This is a genomic window from Candidatus Binatia bacterium (assembly GCA_036493895.1).
In the GTDB taxonomy this organism is placed as follows: Bacteria; Desulfobacterota; Binatia; order UBA1149; family CAITLU01; genus DATNBU01.
In genome coordinates this window covers 87151-104806 of sequence record DASXOZ010000017.1, presented here as the reverse complement: position 1 = coordinate 104806, position 17656 = coordinate 87151, and the positions used below count along the sequence as shown (strand labels likewise).

The 17656-nt window shown below is 67.7% G+C and carries 19 protein-coding genes; 12 read left to right on the top strand and 7 right to left on the bottom strand.

All coding sequences use genetic code 11. The features are described 5' to 3' along the window. Nucleotides 1-121: 121 nt before the first annotated feature. Together VGK20_04745 and VGK20_04740 are read left to right on the top strand one after the other, a co-directional pair. Entirely contained in the window at nt 122-880 is a 759-nt protein-coding gene (locus VGK20_04745; protein ID HEY2773345.1) for an acetoacetate decarboxylase family protein, read from the top strand. A 44-nt stretch (nt 881-924) separates the two neighbouring features. Next, entirely contained in the window at nt 925-1461 is a 537-nt protein-coding gene (locus tag VGK20_04740; protein ID HEY2773344.1) for a hypothetical protein, read from the top strand. Between the two features lie 47 nt (nt 1462-1508). Here VGK20_04740 and VGK20_04735 read toward each other — a convergent pair whose 3' ends face one another. Next, nucleotides 1509-1985 carry a low molecular weight protein-tyrosine-phosphatase gene (locus tag VGK20_04735; protein ID HEY2773343.1) on the bottom strand — a complete coding sequence of 159 codons (477 nt, stop codon included), beginning with the start codon at nt 1983-1985 and terminating at the stop codon, nt 1509-1511. A 13-nt stretch (nt 1986-1998) separates the two neighbouring features. Further along, the gene (locus VGK20_04730; protein HEY2773342.1) at nt 1999-3249 is read right to left on the bottom strand and encodes an MFS transporter; all 1251 of its coding nucleotides are present in this window, start codon (nt 3247-3249) and stop codon (nt 1999-2001) included. Nucleotides 3250-3396: 147 nt separating this feature from the next. Between VGK20_04730 and VGK20_04725 the strand changes: the two genes are divergently transcribed. Beyond that, the gene (locus VGK20_04725) at nt 3397-4080 is read left to right on the top strand and encodes a hypothetical protein (protein HEY2773341.1); all 684 of its coding nucleotides are present in this window, start codon (nt 3397-3399) and stop codon (nt 4078-4080) included. Between the two features lie 93 nt (nt 4081-4173). Here the strand turns inward: VGK20_04725 and VGK20_04720 are convergent, their stop codons facing one another. Continuing rightward, complete coding sequence (locus VGK20_04720; GenBank protein HEY2773340.1) at nt 4174-4845, bottom strand: ankyrin repeat domain-containing protein; 672 nt, start codon at nt 4843-4845, stop codon at nt 4174-4176. A 134-nt stretch (nt 4846-4979) separates the two neighbouring features. Between VGK20_04720 and VGK20_04715 the strand changes: the two genes are divergently transcribed. Further along, nucleotides 4980-6047: a TerC family protein gene (locus tag VGK20_04715; GenBank protein HEY2773339.1), complete on the top strand. Its 1068-nt coding sequence runs from the start codon at nt 4980-4982 to the stop codon at nt 6045-6047. A gap of 6 nt (nt 6048-6053) precedes the next feature. Here the strand turns inward: VGK20_04715 and VGK20_04710 are convergent, their stop codons facing one another. Next, nucleotides 6054-7376, bottom strand: a complete 1323-nt coding sequence (locus VGK20_04710) for an aminotransferase class I/II-fold pyridoxal phosphate-dependent enzyme (GenBank protein HEY2773338.1) — start codon at nt 7374-7376, stop codon at nt 6054-6056. A 65-nt stretch (nt 7377-7441) separates the two neighbouring features. On the opposite strand from VGK20_04710, the gene VGK20_04705 reads away from it, so the two are divergent. From VGK20_04705 to VGK20_04685, 5 genes are all read left to right on the top strand, one after another. Beyond that, on the top strand, nt 7442-8140 hold the full coding sequence (locus VGK20_04705; GenBank protein HEY2773337.1) for a pyridoxamine 5'-phosphate oxidase family protein: 699 nt from the start codon (nt 7442-7444) through the stop codon (nt 8138-8140). Nucleotides 8141-8282: 142 nt separating this feature from the next. Then, entirely contained in the window at nt 8283-9449 is a 1167-nt protein-coding gene (locus tag VGK20_04700; protein ID HEY2773336.1) for a DUF1214 domain-containing protein, read from the top strand. Nucleotides 9450-9470: 21 nt separating this feature from the next. Continuing rightward, nucleotides 9471-10721, top strand: a complete 1251-nt coding sequence (locus VGK20_04695) for a sulfotransferase (protein HEY2773335.1) — start codon at nt 9471-9473, stop codon at nt 10719-10721. Between the two features lie 66 nt (nt 10722-10787). Continuing rightward, the gene (locus tag VGK20_04690; protein HEY2773334.1) at nt 10788-11567 is read left to right on the top strand and encodes an SDR family oxidoreductase; all 780 of its coding nucleotides are present in this window, start codon (nt 10788-10790) and stop codon (nt 11565-11567) included. 4 nt (nt 11568-11571) lie between these two features. Beyond that, entirely contained in the window at nt 11572-12027 is a 456-nt protein-coding gene (locus VGK20_04685) for a YkgJ family cysteine cluster protein (protein HEY2773333.1), read from the top strand. Between the two features lie 17 nt (nt 12028-12044). On the opposite strand, the gene VGK20_04680 is transcribed toward VGK20_04685, so the two are convergent. Both VGK20_04680 and VGK20_04675 read right to left on the bottom strand, forming a co-directional pair. Continuing rightward, a complete protein-coding gene (locus VGK20_04680) occupies nt 12045-12221 on the bottom strand; it encodes a hypothetical protein (GenBank protein ID HEY2773332.1) in 177 nt (58 codons plus the stop codon). Between the two features lie 235 nt (nt 12222-12456). Then, nucleotides 12457-13206, bottom strand: a complete 750-nt coding sequence (locus VGK20_04675; GenBank protein ID HEY2773331.1) for a hypothetical protein — start codon at nt 13204-13206, stop codon at nt 12457-12459. A 306-nt stretch (nt 13207-13512) separates the two neighbouring features. On the opposite strand from VGK20_04675, the gene VGK20_04670 reads away from it, so the two are divergent. From VGK20_04670 to VGK20_04660, 3 genes are read left to right on the top strand one after another with little or no spacing between them, the layout of a single operon-like run. Then, a complete protein-coding gene (locus VGK20_04670; GenBank protein HEY2773330.1) occupies nt 13513-14247 on the top strand; it encodes an ABC transporter ATP-binding protein in 735 nt (244 codons plus the stop codon). 25 nt (nt 14248-14272) lie between these two features. Beyond that, on the top strand, nt 14273-15301 hold the full coding sequence (locus tag VGK20_04665) for a hypothetical protein (GenBank protein ID HEY2773329.1): 1029 nt from the start codon (nt 14273-14275) through the stop codon (nt 15299-15301). Between the two features lie 7 nt (nt 15302-15308). Continuing rightward, nucleotides 15309-17039 (top strand): ABC transporter permease subunit, encoded by a 1731-nt coding sequence (locus VGK20_04660; protein ID HEY2773328.1) that lies wholly within the window; start codon nt 15309-15311, stop codon nt 17037-17039. On the opposite strand, the gene VGK20_04655 is transcribed toward VGK20_04660, so the two are convergent. Beyond that, on the bottom strand, nt 16964-17605 hold the full coding sequence (locus VGK20_04655; GenBank protein ID HEY2773327.1) for a YecA family protein: 642 nt from the start codon (nt 17603-17605) through the stop codon (nt 16964-16966). The two genes, VGK20_04660 and VGK20_04655, sit on opposite strands and share 76 nt — an antisense overlap. Nucleotides 17606-17656 lie beyond the last annotated feature (51 nt).

The following is a 17656-nucleotide window of genomic DNA, read 5'->3' as shown; positions in this document are numbered from 1 at the left end:
CGACGCGAGGCCAGCGCCCGACAGTCCCGAATGCCTCCCGGATGACTTCCGAACGCCTCGCGATTGCCTCCCGAATGCCTCGCGGTTGCGTCCCGCTCCGCGTCGTCGTACACGCGGCGCGATGGCGACGGCAGCGGCACAGGCGAACGAACACGTCATCCAGGGCCGGCGCATCACGTGGCCCGTCACCGTCCGGGACGCGGCGTCGGCGTCCGTCACGTGGCTCGTCGACGCGGCTGCCGCCCGCGCGCTGCTGCCGAGTCCGGACCTGGACGTCATCGAAGTGCTCCCCGGACGCTCGCTGTTCACGCTGGCGTGCATCGACTACGTCGACAACGACCTCGGCGACTACAACGAAGTGTCGCTGACGCTGTTCGTGCGCGAGAAGACCAAGGGGCGCGGCATCCCTTGGGTGAGCGACGCCGTCTCCTTCCTTCGCGGCCGCGCCGGGACTTTCATCGTCTGGCTTCCGGTGGACCAGGCGTTCACGCGCGAAGCCGGAGAAAAGCTCTGGGGTTTTCCGAAGACGATCGAGACGATCACGTTCGACCACAACGGCGATCGCGCCCGCTGTCGCCTCGAGAGCCGGGGCCGGCACGTGCTCACGCTGTCGATGCCTCGCGGCGGCAGCCGCGAGCTTCCCGAAAACGCGATGACTACGTACACGATGATCGGCGACCGCACCGCCGCGACGCGCTTCGTCTCGCGCTCGAAGGGAACCGGATTTTTCCGCAGCGGGATCGAGCTCGAGCTCGGCGATCATCCTATGTCGCGAGAGCTCGCGGCTCTGGGGCTTCCGAAGGCTCCGCTGATGGGAATGTGGATGGAACACATGAGCGCGACGTTCGAGCCCGCGCGACTGCTCGAACACGGGCGATGATCCGGCTATTGCTGTCTCTTGCCGCACCAACGGTTCCGTCATCGATGAATCTGCGTCTTCCACCGCTCCGCGATCGTGCCTGCAGCCTGCTCCTTTGCACTGCCGCGCTCACCATCGCGACGGGAACGGTCGCAATGGCGGATGACGACCCGGCCTCCATCGCGGCCGCAGTCCCGCTTTCCGTACGCGACGTACTGACGACACGGGTCCCGTCCTGTTCCAGTACTGCGACGACGTCCATCGAGTTCCGGGTACTGAACGTAGGTGCCGACGAGGCCAGCAACCAGATCCTTCTCCAGGAAGTCGTCCTCAGCCGGGATGCCGGCGCGAAGCCGGCGGTCACGACCCGGCCCCTGCTGGCCACGCCGCGGCTGTTCCAGACGTTCAGCGACCTGCACCTTGCGCCGAGCACTCCGGGCTGCGAGATCGCAATCCTCACCGGGCGCTATGCGCAGCGGGAATCGTGGGGCTACTCGCGCTGGTCCTTCGAGGGCACTCTTCGCGAGGGCCTCCATCTGGACCTGAAGCAGGATCGGCTTCAGTGCCTGGATTCGACCCAGCGGCCGATCATCTGCCCTTGAGTCCGCCTGGCTCCGGCTGAATCCGTCGCTTTGTTCGCGTCGCGGCGTCAGCCGCCTTCTCGGATCCGCTCCAGCAGCGCCTCGCAGCCGCTCTCGACGAGGTCGAGCACGATCTCGAAGCCTTCGTCGGCGAGCGCATACGGATCCGGCACTTCCAGGTACTTCACCCGCGGCACGCCTTCGAGAAACAGCCGCGCAGACGTCCGGACTCGCGGCGTGGAAGCTTCGAGCGCGTCGAGTTGGCGCAGGTTGTCCCGGTCCATCGCCAGCACGTGATCGAAACTCTGGAGATCGCCGGCCGTAACCTTGCGAGCGCGATGCGCGCCAAGGTCATAGCCGCGTCGACGCGCCGCACGCACTGTGCGCGAATCGGCGCCTTCGCCGACGTGATAGGCGTGGGTCCCGGCAGAGGCGACCTCGATCTGCGATTCGAGCCCTTCGCGCCGCACGAAGCTGCGCATGACGCCTTCGGCCGTCGGCGAGCGGCAGATGTTCCCGGTACAGACGAAGAGGACCTTGACCATTCGCGTGTCCTGCCTAAACCGTGGCCCGTTCGTCGACCGCCTCGATCGCGATGATGTCGTCGTGCGCATGGCGCGCCACGCGCGGCAGCAGCCACGGCAGGGACGCAGCCAGGCACGCGCCTCCGATGCCTCCGACGAGCGCCGGCGCGCGCGGACCGAACGCATCGATGAGCACCCCGGCGCCCGCGCTCGAAAGCACGCCGCCGACGCTGACTCCGGCCATGTAGACCAGGCCCTGGGCCGTCGAGCGAAGACGACCCGGAACGACAGCCTCGACGTACAGCGCGCTGCCGACGACGAATCCGGCCACTGCCAGCCCGTGGCACACCTGCACGACGTAGATGACATCCAGGCTCGGCGACAACGCGCACACGAGCCAGCGCGTCGAGTCGGCGACGATGCCCATTCCGATCAGCTCGCGTGCGCCGATCCACTCGGGGGCCGCAGCAACTCCCGCCAGCAGCGGAATCTCGAACGCGAGCATCCAGATCCACAGGTGGCTGACGACGTCGAGGCCGCCGCCAAGGGAGCGCACGAACATCGGGAACATCACGAGCGGTCCCTGGAGGAACGTGTATTCGGCCAGCGTCACGACCAGCAGCCGCCGGTACGGAAGACTGCGCAGGAGAAATCGCCAGTCGCCGGCGTCGGCGCGAAGCGCCACCGCACCGTCGCGCGGCAGACCGAGCGCGAGCACCGCTCCGGCGCCCATCGCGATGCTCGCGACCAGCAGCATCAGCGCGAGGTGAGGCTGGGACGGAGCAGCATGTCCGGCTGCGGACACCTCCGGCGCCGACTCGCCGATCGCGCGCAGCAGCAGCGGAAAGCCGGCGACGGCGACGAGATAGCCGAGAGTGCCAAACGAGCGAACGATGCCGAAAGCGTTGCGACCGCGCTCCCTCAGCAGCGCGAGCGAAACCGAGATCGACAACGGCATGACCGCGCTCGAGAACGACGCGAACAGCAGCGTCGCCGCGAGCACGCCCGGGAAGCTGCGCTGCACCGAAAGGTTGTAGTAACCGCCCGCTGCCGCGGCAGTCACCAGCGCAAGAACGCGGACCCGCGATCCGCTGCGATCGGCGAGCGAGCCCCAAAGGGGCTGCGCCAGCAGGCCCGCCAGCGGAAGCGCGGCGGTGACGATTCCGGTCTGGGTTCCGGACAGTCCCAGGTTTTCGGAAAGATACAGGCTGAACAGCGGGAAGAACGTCCCGAGCGCACCCATGATCGCGAACCAGAAGCAGGCAAGGACGAGCGGTGCGGGCACGGCGCTGCTCTAGCGCAGCGCCTTCGCCGTAGCACCCGCGGCTGTTCGGAAACCGTCGGCAGCACCTCGGTCCCGTGCATCCGGGGCTACAGCACGGGTTCGATGTTGTCCGATGCGGCGCCGCGCCGCACGTGTTACAAGACTTCCATGAGCCGGCTGTTGCTCGTCGTCGCAGTGCTGCTGGCCGGCATCGCCACCGCCCCGCCCCCGGCGGTCGCGACATTCTTTTTTTCCCAGCCTCCCTTCCTCGACTTCGGTCCGATCGAGGACCAGCTCGAAATCGTCGTGCGAGCGCGCGAGCTGCTCGCCGTCAACGCTTTCACCGGCGGCGTCGTCTCTGCCGATCTCGAGCGCGGCGAGAACGTGCTGTGGACCGGCGTGCGCGGGCGAGTGGCGCTGGTGGTCACCGACCGCCGCGCGCTGGGGACGGTGCCGGGCCAGAGCCACTGGGCCGAGCGCGCGTTCGAGCTGAGGGAATCGGAGCCCCAAGGCATCGTCATCGGGGAACGCGTCGCGATGATCGTCACCGATCGGCGCGTGCTCGGCTTCGAAGGAGTCAACGGCTCGTGGAGCGAAGCCTTCCTGCAGCGGCGCGAGCCCGTGCTGTCGGTTCAGGCAGGAACCAACGTCGCCGTCGCGGTCACACGCAATCGCGTGCTCGGCGAGGCGGCGGCCGGCGGCGGCATTTTCCAGGCCGGGCTCGAGCTTCGCGAGAACGTCCAGGCCGTGCACGCCCACGGCAGCCTTGCCACCGTGACGACGGCCCTGCGACTACTGACGTTCCGCGCACCGGAAGGAGACTGGCAGGCGACGGACCTTCGCTTCCGCTGAAGGGGACAGGCACCAGCCGCATCAACTGTGCGTCAGCGCCGAGATGATGCGGCTGGTGCCTGTCCCCAACGATGCGGCTGGTGCCTGTCCCCATCAATCGTGCGCCCCGTGCGCAACGAGAAAATCGAGCGTGGACGGATCGCAGCCGCGGGCCCGCGCCTCGGTCAGCGGCCGTCTACCTTCGCGATCGACGGAGTTGACGTCGGCACCCGCTTCGACGAGCGCGCGAGCCGCGGCGTCCTGTCGTTGCTTGAGCGCAAAATCGAGAGGCGTCTTCGACGCAAGGTCCGGAAGATCGACGCTCGCGCCTCTCGAGACCAGAAGCTTGATGACCTCGACGCGGCCTTCCATCGCGGCTGCGGCAAGCGGCGAGTATCCGTACGCGTTGCGTACGTCAGGATCGGCGCCGACGTCGAGCAGCGCCGTGACGCAATCGAGGAACCCGTTGGAAGCGGCGTAGTGCAGCGGCGTACGGTCGCTGCCGTCGAGGGCATCGACCGTTGCGCCCTTGGAAGCCAGGAAGCGGATGATGTCGGGCTTGTCGCCGAATACCGCGTGATGCAGCGGCGTTGCATCGCTTCGCCCTTTTGCATTGACGCTGACGCCGGCCGCGAGCGCCGCTTCGACGCCCTTGAGATCGCCGGCCTGGGCGGCCTCGTGAATGGCCGTCTTGGAAACGGGTTCCGCGGGCTTCGCACACGAACCCGCCAGAAGCGGCAACAACAGGAAGAAAGCCGTCGCGGGACGAATGCTCTGGATGTCCACGAGGCGGCAAGCTATCCCGGATGCCGGCCCCGGACGAGGAGCAACGCCCCGAAGCTCCGCGTTGCGCACCGCCGCCGCAGTTGCCAACGGCCACCCGCGTCGTTACATCGAAGCCGCGCCGGACGCTTGCGACGATGTTCCTGCTCTACTCCGGCTTCCTCACCCTGATCCTGCTGCTGCTCGCGCTCGACCTCGGCGTGCTCAACCGCCACGCCCACGTCGTCGGAGTGCGCGAGGCAATGGCCTGGTCGTTGCTGTGGATGACGATCGCGCTGATGTTCGGCGTCTTCGTCTACTATGCGTACGGCTCGGGCTGGATGGGCCTCGGCAGCGCCGTCGATCCTGTCGACCATCTCGCCAACGACGGCCCCCGGGCTGCGCTCAAGTACGTCACCGGCTATCTCGTCGAGCTCTCGCTCAGCGTCGACAACCTGTTCGTGATGACGGTGATCTTCTCGTCGTTCGCGGTGCCCGGGCTCTACCAGCACCGCGTGCTGTTCTGGGGCATCCTCGGAGCGCTGCTGATGCGCGGCTCGATGATCGCGGCGGGCGCCGTGCTGATCCAGCGCTTCCACGGCATCCTCTATTTCTTCGGTGCCTTCCTCATCTGGACTGCGTGGAGGATGGTGCGCCTGGATGTCAAAAACCCGCATCCCGAGAACAACCCCGTCGTGCGCATGGTGCGGCGCTTCGTTCCGCTGACCAGCCATTTCCACGGGCATTCGTTCTTCGTGAGGGCCGGTTCTGCGGCCTCCGCTGCGCACGATCGCCCCGGCGCCGATCATGACCGCGCCGTCGAAGCCGCGAGCCCGGGCATCCTGATGATGACGCCGCTGTTCCTGGCCCTGGTCGTCGTCGAGACCTGCGACGTCATCTTCGCCGTCGACTCGGTACCTGCGATCTTTTCGGTCACTGCCGATCCGTTCCTCGTGTTCACGAGCAACATCTTCGCGATTCTCGGCCTGCGTTCGCTGTATTTCGCGCTGGCGGGAATGCTCGACCGCTTCCATCTGCTCGAGATCGCGCTCGCCATCGTGCTCGCGCTCGTCGGCACCAAGATGCTGCTGGCCGACTTCCTCGACCAGTGGCTCGGGCACGAATACAATTTCTGGATGTTGGCCGCGGTGGTGCTGATTCTTGCCGGAGGAGTCGTCGCGTCGCTGCTGATTCCTCCGAAGCACGAAGCCGAAGCCGGCTCCTGAACCCGCTCAGGTCGACGTTGCCGCGCGGCGCGGCACCAGCGCCGACGCGACGGCATCGGCAAAGCGCGACGTATCCGCGACCGCCAGCCGCGAGATGCTGACGCGCAGCCCCGGCGGCGATTTCACGCGAAAGCGCTCGCCGGGGGCCAGGGTCCAGCCCGCAACGGCAATCGTCTGCAGCGCGACCGCCTCCTCGCGCACCGGGATCCACACGTTCATGCCGGAAGCTCCCGTCGCGCGCACCCCGCGCGCGGCCAGCGCCTCGATCACCGCGCGGCGACGCCGCGTGTATTCCGCTTCGGCGTGGGCGACCGCGGCAAGCACTTTTTTGTCCTTCAGCGCGGCTACGACGAGACGCTGAAGCAGGCGACTGACCCAGCGCATCCCAACGATCTGCCGCGCTTCGACGCGCGCGACGACGTCGACGGATCCGGCAAGGAACGCCACGCGAACGTCCGGCCCGAGAGCCTTGGCCATCGAGCGAAGGTAGGCGTGGCGCACGCGCTTGCGCGATTGCAAGGAGACCAGCGGCGCGCCGGCGACGCCTGCCGCGTGGTCGTCCTCGACCAGCAGAACCGACGGATGGCGATCGAGGATTTTCCTCAATTCGACGCCGCGAGCCGGGCTGGTCGCGGCGCCGGTGGGATTCTGCGCTCGGGGAGTGACGATGACGGCCTGCACTCCCGATGCGATCGCCGACTCGAACGAAGCGGGAACCGGGCCTTCGCCGTCGAGCATGAACGGCACCGCCACCAGAGCCATCGCCGCGAGAAGATCGAGGACTCCGGCGAACGCCGGATCTTCGACGGCGACCCTGTCACCGGGACGAAGCTGGGTAAGCAACACGCGCTCGATTCCGTCCATCGCACCCGAAACTACCGTCAGCGCCGGAATCTCCACTCGATCGGCAGCGAGCAGGCGGCGGGCCGCATCGGCGAGCTCGGGAATCATGCACGCTTCGCCGTAGAGGTCGCGCGGCATCGGCACCCGCCTCAGCAAAGGCTCGAGATCGGGAAGAAGAGCGGGATCGGGATTGCCGTCTGCCAGGTGCACGGCGCCGTCGATGACGGGAATGCGAAGGCGCGGGCCTTCCGCTTCGCGGCGCGCGATCCGCGTGCCGCGGCGGCCGTCGCCGACGACGACTCCTCGCTGCCTCAGTGTCCGGTAGGCGGCGGCCACCGTGGTCGGGCTGACCTCGAGGGAGGCGGCCAGGGCCCGTACCGGCGGCAGCAGGTCGCGCTCGGACAGGCGCCCCGTCTCCAGCGCATGCTCGACGCTGCGGGCGATTGCGTCCGCGCTGCGTCCCGTGATACCACTACGTGCCGTCACAAAAAGTAGTTTGTACTGTAACAAAAGAGAGCCGGTGAGGCAAGCCGGCCAATACGGAGGTTCCGATGAGCACGACCGCACTTCCCGTCAGCCACGCCGACGATCGATTCGCGCCCACCGCGCGCACGACCCTCAAGCGCCTGGCCGTGCGCGGCCGTTACGACCGGGCCGCCGTCCACGCGATCCTCGACGAAGGCCTGGTCTGCCACGTGGCATTCACGATGGAATCGGGGCCGGCGATCATCCCGACCGCGTACGGTCGCATCGACGACGTGCTGTACCTGCACGGATCGACGGCAAACCGCATGCTGCGCGCGCTGGCATCGGGGGCCCAGGCCTGCATCACGGTGACGCTGATCGACGGGCTCGTACTCGCGCGCTCGGCGTTCCACCACTCGATGAACTACCGCTGCGTCGTGATCTACGGGGCGGGCGAGAAGGTGACCGATGCCGAAGAGCACGAGCGCGCGCTGGCGGCGATCGTCGAGCACATCGTTCCGGGGCGCGCGCCGTCGGTGAGACCGCCGAGCCGCGACGAGGTGCTGCGCACGCTGGTGGTGCGCTTTCCGATCGTCGAGGTCTCGGTGAAGGAACGCATGGGCGGACCGGTGGACGACGAGGAGGACCATGCGCTCGACGTCTGGGCCGGAACGATCCCGCTGCGGCTGGTGCCGGGGGCGCCGGTCGACGATCCCATGGTACCTCCGCGCGTCGCGCCGGCGCCGCACGCGACCCAGTACCGCAGGCCGGGAAACTGCGGATAGAACTCGCGAGGACAAGGAATGGGGTCAGGCACCAGAGGAATGGTGCCTGACCCCATTCCCCTGGTGCCAGACATCATTCCCCTGGTGCCTGACCCCATTCCCCTGGTGCCAGACATTATTCCTCTGGTGCCTGACCCCATTCATGGACGCTGTGGCGGCGGGGCGGGGCTGCGGCTATGGTCGGCCGCTTCGCATGCCGGGTCCGCAGAACATGGCCAGGGAGGCCGACGAGCTCGTCGAGAGCGGCCGCCTCTGGGCCGAATTCTGCGACGCATTGAGGAGCGCCGGCAGCGTCATCGAGCGCGACCTGGCCGGTGACGCTCTCGACCGCGCCGAAGGCTACCGATACCTGACGCGCCTCGCGCGCCTGGCCCTCGAGAAGTTCCTCGAGCACGCCGACCCGCTGGCGCCGACGTTCTACCGGCTCAGCCACGAGACGGCCAAGATCGGCTGCGACAATCCCGACAGCTTCTACCAGAACGCCGCCATCGACGGCTCCTGCGAATACCGCCTGAGCGGAACGCGCGGCACCATCGCCTATCTCGGAATCGGCGCCTACTACGGGCACTACGGCTCCGGCGCGCGCTCGGGCTGCAGCGGTTACCTCGAAGGCAGCCAGATTCGCACCGATGCCGGCGGCGGTATCGAAATCGTCCTTTCGGCGCAGCCGCACGACGGCAACTGGATCAAGCTCGAGCCGGATTCGTCGATGCTGATCGTGCGCCAGAACTATCTCGACCGTGCAACCGAAGTTGCCGCCGAGCTCAAGCTCGAGCGCATCGGCACCGGTGCGCCTCCCGCTCCACTTTCGAGCGCCCATCTCGTCGAAGGCCTACGCGGCGCCGCCTCTTACGTGCAGGGAACCGCGTCGCTGTTCGCGAACTGGGCCGCCGGCTTTCGCCGCACGCCCAATCGCCTGCTTGCGATGGATCCGAAGATCACCGGCGGCGCCCACGGCGATCCGAACATCTTCTTCTACATGGGCTGGTGGGAGCTCGCGCCGCACGAGGCGCTCGTCATCGAAGGCGTTCCGCCGCAGTGCCAGTACTGGAATTTCCAGCTGAACAACGTCTGGATGGAATCCCTCGACTACCGCTACAGGCCAGTGACGACGAACAAGCACACGACGCATTACCGCGCCGACGGTTCGTTCCGCATCGTCGTTGCCGCCGAAAACCGCGGCTTCGCCAACTGGATCGACACGGCGGGGCACCGCCGCGGCACGATGGGACTGCGCTGGGTGAAGGCAGCGCACCATCCCGAGCCCGCGTGCCGCGTCCTGCGCCTGGACGACGTCGAGCCCGACTGAAGCTCCGCCACGGATCCGTCAATGTCCTCCGAACGCGACCAGCGCCTGCCCATCCGCATCATCAATGGTGCCGCACGCGTGCTCGAGTCGCTCGGGCGCTCGCGCAGGTCCTTTGTTGCGGCCGAAGAGGAAATGATCGCCGCGGCAAGCAAGGCCGCCGGCGGCGCCACCGACCTCGGCGACGACGACTTCCGCGACGGCCTGTCCGTCCTGCTTCGCGCCTACGACGAGGAGTCGCGCCTGAATCCGTTCGGGCGCTGGATGACGACGCAGCAGCTCGTCGGGATCTTTCGCGGCCGCCTCGAATCGGAGCGCTGGCGCCGCGAGCATCCGGAATTCTTCGATATCGAAGTGCGCCGCCCGATTTTCATTCTCGGCCTTCCGCGCACCGGGACCACGGCGCTTCATGCTCTCATCGCGCAGGATCCTGCCAACCAGGTGCTCGAATACTGGCTGGCCTCGTCCCCGAAGCCGCGGCCGCCGCGCGAGCAGTGGGAGAAGGACGCTCGTTTCAAGGAAGCTGCCCAGGGACTGGCGCTCAGCTACTGGCTCGATCCCAAGCTGAAGGCGATCCACCTTCTTACGGCCGACGGTCCCGAAGAATGCCGCCTGCTGCTGCAGCACACGTTTCGCGACGACAGCTTCGAGTGCAACGCCACGGTGCCTTCGTACTCGAAGTGGTACGAAGAATGCGACATGCGACCGGCCTACCGTCGTCACCGCGACCTGCTGCGCATCATCGGATCGGGCTCCCCCGACCGGCGCTGGGTGCTCAAGTATCCGTCGCACCTTCGCAGATTGCGCGAGCTCGTCGAGATCTATCCGGACGCGTGCATCGTGCAGACGCATCGCGATCCGGCGCGGGTACTGCCGTCGCTGTGCAGCCTGATCGCCGGACGGCGCGGCATCTACGAGGATCAGCCGGACCGGCGCGCGATCGCGGCGTGGGTCGTCGACCTCTGGGCGAGGACGATGGACGACGCGATGGCTGCGCGCCGCGAGCTCGGCGAAGAGCGCTTCTTCGACGTGCCGTTCCGTGAGACGGTGACCGATCCCGCCGGCGCCGTCGGCCGTGTCTACGCGCACTTCGGCATCGACTATGCGCCGGAGACGGAAACGGCACTGCGAACGTGGCATCGTGACCACCCGCAGCACAAGCACGGCGAGCACCGCTACAGCGCGGCGGACTTCGGACTGGAGGCCGGCGCGATGCGGGAACGTTTTTCGTCGTACATCGAACGCTTCGGGATCGAGGCCGAGAACGGACGCTGACGCGCCAATTCGACAGAGACGATCAGGCCAGACATCCAAGCCAAGCTACGAAGCCAGGAGAACTCCATGCTGCTCAAAGACCAGGTCGCCATCGTCTCCGGAATCGGTCCCGGCCTCGGCCAGGCCATCGGCCTTGCGCTCGCCCGCGAAGGCGCGGCCGTCGTCCTGGCCGCCCGCGGCGAAGACAAGCTGCGCGATCTCGAACAGGCGATCCGCAGCAAAGGCGGCCGCGCAATCGCGGTGGCGACCGACATTTCCGACCCGGCATCGTGCCGCAACGTCGTCGACAAGGCTCTTTCGGAATTCGGCGCCGTCGACTGCCTCGTCAACAATGCGTACCATCCCGGCATCTACGAGCGCATCGAGACGATCGACCTCGATACCTGGCGCGCCCCGTTCGAAATCAACGTGCTCGGCACGCTTCGGCTCTCCCAGGCTGTGATTCCGTCGATGAAGGAGCGCCGGTCGGGCTCGATCGTGATGATCAACAGCATGTCGATGCGCAGGATGATGGAAATGTTCGGCGCATACGCAGCTTCCAAGGCTGCGCTCAACGTCGCGACGCAGACGCTCGCGCTCGAGCTCGGCCCCTACAACATCCGCGTCAATTCGGTGATGCCGGGATATATCTGGGGGCCACCGCTGAAGGCGTATTTCGACGGAGAGGCCACGCGGGCCGGAATCACGCCGAAAGAGGTCTACGACGCCGTGGCGGCGCAGACGGCGCTCAAGACCATCCCGACTTCCGAAGAAATCGCCGAGAGCGTCGTCTTCTTCGCATCGGACATGTCCCGAGTGATTACGGGGCAATCGCTCGACGTGAACGCCGGTCACTGGTTCTGGTAGGCCGATGAAAGGCCACGAAGACATCGAGAAGATCTACGCGGACGCCGAGGCATCGCTGCCCGCGCGCAACTGCACGCGCACGACGCGCTGCTGCCGCTTCGCCGAAACGGGGCGCGAGCCGTACGTCACGCGAGCCGAGACCGACTACCTGTTCGCGGTGCTACGCTCCCAGGGCCGGCGAATGCCGCCGCCTCGCGATGACCGTGCGTGTCCGTTCCTGGCTTCGGACCAGAAGACCTGCACTGTCTACGAGGGACGGCCCTTCGGATGCCGCACGCATTTCTGCCGCGAGGCCGGCGGTGCGATCAGCGCAAGCGAGCTGAAACCGAGCCTGGACCGACTGGCCGCGCTCGACGAGGTGCTCGGAGGCGACGGGCCTCGTCCGCTGACACGGGTGCTGAATGAAATCGCGCGCGCGGCGGTCCCGCGACTGCGCCGACGTCCGTGGGTCCGTCGCTGATCCCGCACCTGCGCAAGCTACTGGTTCTTGTCGCTCGGGGATTTCATCTCGTTCGGGCTGCCGGATTGGGTGTCTCCGACCACCGGGGCCTGGCCCGGCGCGTAGCGGCCGACGAACCAGAGCGCAAAACCAGCGCCGAAAATCGCCATCGCAACGAAGATCCAGATGGCAAGAAAGAATTCGCGACGTTCCACGGGGATCCTCCGTTGTGGCGGGCGTGTCGGCCATAGCGGGTTACGGGTGGTGGTCACGGCGGTTTCACCTTAGCCGATCCCGACCCGTTGTGCGCCGCCAGTACGATCTTTCGCCCGATCCTTCACCCGGCCGAGCGCAGAGTCATCCTGTCTCCCCGATTGCGCTGCGCGCTCCTTCTGCTGATTCGTCGAGCCGGGCGCTTCGATTCGGGTGGATTGTCGCGCCAGGCGCGGATCACGCCGGCGCAGCGTTGCGGCGCGTCACCCGGCGGCGGCGGCCTGCAGACATCAGGTGTGCCGCGGGCCACGCAGCAAGCGCGAGCGGAAACCCGAACAGGTAAAGATCGGCAAGATTGATCACGCCGACGCTCGTCTGGCCGGCGACCAGCTGGCTGCGCCCGAGCAGCGCAGCCAGCGGTTCGACGGGAATGGTCAGGAAGTCGACGACCGCGAACGGCGGATAAGCGTACGACGCCGCATTGGCCAGGGCGCCCGCAGCGAGCAGCGTGAACGCGCCGCGCGCCAGCGGCACTCGCGACGCCGCATAGAACGCAATCGTCACGGCGAGCACGGCGCAGCGGATCGTCGCGACGATGAGCTCGGTCGGCACCGCAAGATGGGACAGCGGCGCGGAGACCGCCTGTGCAAAGAATGCGACCGCGAAGAATACCGCCGTGCCGGCACCCACGCGCGCCCCGAACCCGAGTCGCGAGGAAGCCAGGCGAACGACCGAGAACGCAAATAGCAGAAGTCCGAGCGCGAGCATCATCGTGTACGCCGGATTGGAGGTGACCTTGTCGATCCCGTGCACTCCCCCCATGACACCCCATTCGTTGACGGCGAGGTACAGCTTGAGGCCCGGCAACACCCGCACCGGCTCTCCCTCGGGCAGCAGCCGGAACGCCGCGAGCTTCGTCGCAATATCGGCCGCGAGCAGCGCGACCAGAACACGGTGACGACGAAGGAACGCTGCGGCGCGCTCCATTGCGGATGAAGGTATTTCGTCGCGGGGCACCAGACGAAGCTCCAGAACGGCAGGCTTGCGACGTTGCAGTTGCCACCACGAGCGCACCGAAAGGCCGGCCGCGCCGCAATGCCGCAGCGCCGTGCATGATGTCAGCAGCCGGTCCGGGCGCAAGCGGCGGCCTTTGTCGCCTTCGCGGAATACACGCCGCCGGCACGCCCGCTCGCGGTCGCGTGCCCCGTCGCGGTCGCGGTCGCGGTCGCGTGCACGATTGTGCGCACGATTGTGCGAATTGGAAGGACCCTGCCGCCCCGCTACACTCGCGCCGTGCTCGTTACCGATGATCTGGCGCGCTCTTTCCTCGACGGATCCAGGGGCCGCGTCGATGCCGTCCAGGGTCTCAACCTTACCGTCGAATGCGGGGAGATCTACGGGCTGCTCGGTCCGAACGGCGCCGGCAAGACGACGACGCTCCGCCTGCTGGCGACGCTTCTTCGCCCCGATCGCGGGCGCATCCACATCGACGGGGTCGATGCGATCGCCAACCCGGTCGGAGCGCGCTCCCGCCTCGCGTACGTCCCGGCCGAAGCCGGTCTTCCCGAGAGGCTGACTCCGTTGGAGACGGTGCGTCTGTTCGGCGAGATCCAGGGGATCCGGGGAGCAGCCTCGCGCGCTGCCGACCTGCTCGAGCGCCTCGGAGCGGTCCGCTACGCCTCGACACCGTGCTCCGCGCTCTCGACGGGAATGAAACGGCGCGTCGTGCTCGCGCGCGCGCTGATTCACGATCCCCCGCTGCTGCTTCTCGACGAACCTACCGACGGGCTCGACGTCGGCGGCCGCCGCGACGTGCTCGACCTGGTGCGCGGCCTTGCCGGCGAAGGACGCGCGGTCATCGTCTCCTCGCACATCATGGGCGAAGTCGAGGCGCTGTGCTCTCGCCTCGGAGTCATGTCGGGAGGCCGCATCGTCGCCGAAGGGTCGGTCGCGACGCTGCTGACCTCGACCGGAACCGACGAGCTGGGCGACGCTTTCCTGAGCCTTACGCGCGATACGGCGGCCTAGCGCGGACCCGGCGGCGGAGGGGGAAATGGCGGGCGAACAGGCAACGGGCGGCAGCGCAAGCCTCGGCATCGGCCGCGCCGACATCCGTCCTTCGAATGTCCGCGCGCTGGCCGGTCTTTCGGCCGCGATCGTGCTTCGCCTGCTGCGCGAAGGGCTCGTGATCCGCGCGCTTGCGTGGCCGGGCGTGCTCACCGCGTTTTCGATGTTCGCGTCTGCTGCGCTGACGATCGCGTGGCGCAACAATCCCGTCATCTATGTCGACGATTCGGCGCTGGTCGCGCCTCTGGCCGCCGAACACTTCGAAGTGCGCGTCGCACCGGATGCGGCCGCAACGCTGAAAGACGGCCGCGCCGAGCGCGCCGTCTGGCGCGAAGGCGACCGCCTCGTGCTCGGCGCGACGTGGGGCGGGCTGCTGACGTACAAGGCGGAGTCGGTGCTTCGCGACTACGTCGGCGAGCGCTGGCGCCTGCAGCTCCCTCCGCCGGTCAAGCGAAGCCGCGACAGCGTCGAGCTGCGGCCGTTTACCGGCCTTCTCGCCGGAATCGTCGGGCTTCTCTTCACGCTTTACGGCGTCGTGATCGGCGCCGGCTCGCTGTATCGCGATCGCAGCAGCGGCGTGCTCGAGTCCGACCTCGCGCTTGCGATTCCGCGCTGGATCCACGGAGCCGCACGGCTGGTTGCGCTCGCCGTGGTGCTCGGGCCGGCGCTCGTCGTCAGTCTCTTCGTCGTCGATGCGCTGATGCCGATTCACAGCGTGCAGACGTGGATCTTCGTCGGCTTCATGGCTGCGCTGTTCGGCGGCGCACTCGGTGTCGTGCTGCTGGCGCGGGCAGGGTCCCAGAAGGGATTTTCGGCGCCGCTGTCCCAGGCTCTCAGCACGAGCATGGGCCTGATCACGCTCGGATACGTGCAGCCGGGCTTCGGACACTACCTGCCGCTGGTGTCTCTGGGATCGGCGTTCGCCGGCACACCTCCTTCCTGGGCAGTGGTGCCAGTGACGCTGGCGGTCGCGGCGCTGGTGTCGGCGGATTTCCATCGCCGCGAGTGCGTGTGAGCAGACGGTGATCCCGAGACCCAGCCGCATCGCCGCGGTGGCGCGCTACGAAATGCGCTGCCACATGAAGGGTCGCCAGGCGCTTCGCCTGCTCGGCGTCGCCAGCGCGCTCCTGCTTCCTGCAGGACTGATCCCCACTCCCCACATACGCCCTCCGGCCCTCGGCACTCCTCCGCCGGTGCGCGCCGATACGCGCGATCCTTCGTTCATCGGGCCGCCGATGCCGCCGAAAATCCACGTACGCGGCGATATTCCGTCGTCGCTCGAGTGGCGCTTCGAGCACAGTGACGATGCGCCGTTCGAATTTCGTGGAAGCAATCCCCTCGTCGTCGTCGCTCCCGAGGTTCCGGTCGAGCTGCGCTCGGCGCTGGAAACTCTCGCCGGCCCGAAGCGTCTCGAAGTGCGCGATTTTCTCATTCCGGGTCGCCTGCCCGGCCGTTCGCTGCTGATCGCGATCCTTGCGGTGTCGCTGCTCACCGGCCCGCTTGCCGACGCTCTGCCCGGCGAACGGGCGCGGCGCACGCTCGAGGTGCTGCTGACGGCCGGGATCACGCGTGGGGAGCTGGTCGGCGGCAAATGGCTTGCATGGACGCTTTCGGCATCGCTGACAGCGGCGGTAGCGGCCGCGCTGGCCATCTGGCGCGGAGTGCAGGTTCCCGGATGGTGGCTGGCCGGGCTTCCGCTGTTCATCGGTTCGTCGGTCGCGTTCGGCTTGTGGCTGGTGCGCCTCGTCGACGATGTCGTCGGCGGATCGGCGGCGCCGATGCGCGTGCTGCCGGTCGCAGCCGGAGGAATGGCGGCGCTGGCGCGCGTGATCAGCGAGTCGAGCCCGACGCTCGCGGCTGCGGTTCCGCTCGGCGGCCCGCTGCTGGTTGCTGCCGACCTTTTCCCGACAGGAGGTCAGCTTGCAGCGGCCGCGGTCGGCAGCGCCGCGTTCATCGTTGCGATCCTCATCCGCACCGGCGCCGACCTCGACCGCATCGATACCGCTGCACCGACGCGCTGGGGAGCGGTCGGACTCTCCGGCGTCGCCGTGCTGCTGTGGTGGCTTACAGTGGCCGGGCCCGCGGTGTGGAGCGCCGGACCATCGGGTTCCACCTCCGACATGGTCACGCCGATCGACCGCTCGATGCTCGTCGGCGGCGTCGCGCTGCTTGCCTGCGCGATCATTGCGCTGGCAAGGGAAACGCCGGGGTACTCTGCGACGTTGGTCCGGCCGACGCGCGTGAGCGCCGTCGTCGCGTTGGCCGTGACGATCGCCGTTTCCACGGCTCTTGCCGTGGCCGGCGCAATCCCTGCGGCCCAGACCGGCACCGCCAACCCCGCGATCGTCACGATGCTCGAGCGCCTTCGCGAAGGCGCGGTGCCAAGCGCGATGTTCGCATCGCCCGGCCAGGCCGTGGCCGCGCTGGTTGCGGTGTTCGGGCAGGTCGTCCTGTTCCGCAGCATCGTGCAGAACAGGCTCGGCTGGATCGCCGCGTCCGTGCTCTGGTGCATCGCGATGAGCCCGACGACACCGTGGATGGTGCTGCCGGCTTCGCTGGCGCTCGGGGCGATTGCGCTGCGCTGCGGCTGGATATGGGCGCTGGTCGCACAGCTCGCGTGGTCGGCGGCGTGCTCGTCGGCCGGATCGCAGTTCTCAGGCGTGCTTGCGATCGAAGGTCAGATGATGGCGCTGGTGATTTCGCTCGCAGCGCTGAGGCCGTTCGGCCGCGATCCGAGCCTCCACCAGTTGTAGGCAGCCAGCACGGCGGCCGGCAGCATGGATTCGAGCTCTTCTTCGTCCGCGTCGTCCTCGAGGCGGCGACCGGCCGACTCGAGCACCGCGCCGAATCGCGTCGACAGCGCAATGATGGGACAAAGAACGCGGCGCATTGCCGCGTCTTCTTCGACGTGCTCCACCCACGCCCGCGACTTCAGGTCGAGCCCGACGAGGAACCCGTCGCACCACGCACGCGCCGAGACCTGCTGGCAGGTGCCGGGAAAGGCGACCAGCGGCTCGTAACGCTCCTGATTGGTCGTATCGAACAGGGAACGGGCGATCTCGTTGCTCATGCGCATCGCGACCGCGATCATCGCGCCGCCGGTCTTTCCCCGGGCCCGCTCGATGTCGCCGCCGAAGACGACCGGAAGCCAGTTGCGCGGCTCCATCGAACCGGGAACGCAATGGAGCGCCGTCAGGAACCCGTGAAGCTGCTCTATGCCGAGAGCGGGCCGCCCGCACGGCCTTTCGACGAGGAATCCGGCAAGCGAGAACAACTCGTCGTCGGACGGCGGATCCAGAAGTCCGGGGGTAGCTCTCACGGGGGGGCATGATGCAATGGCAGTCGCGCGGCGAGCAAACGGATTCGACCT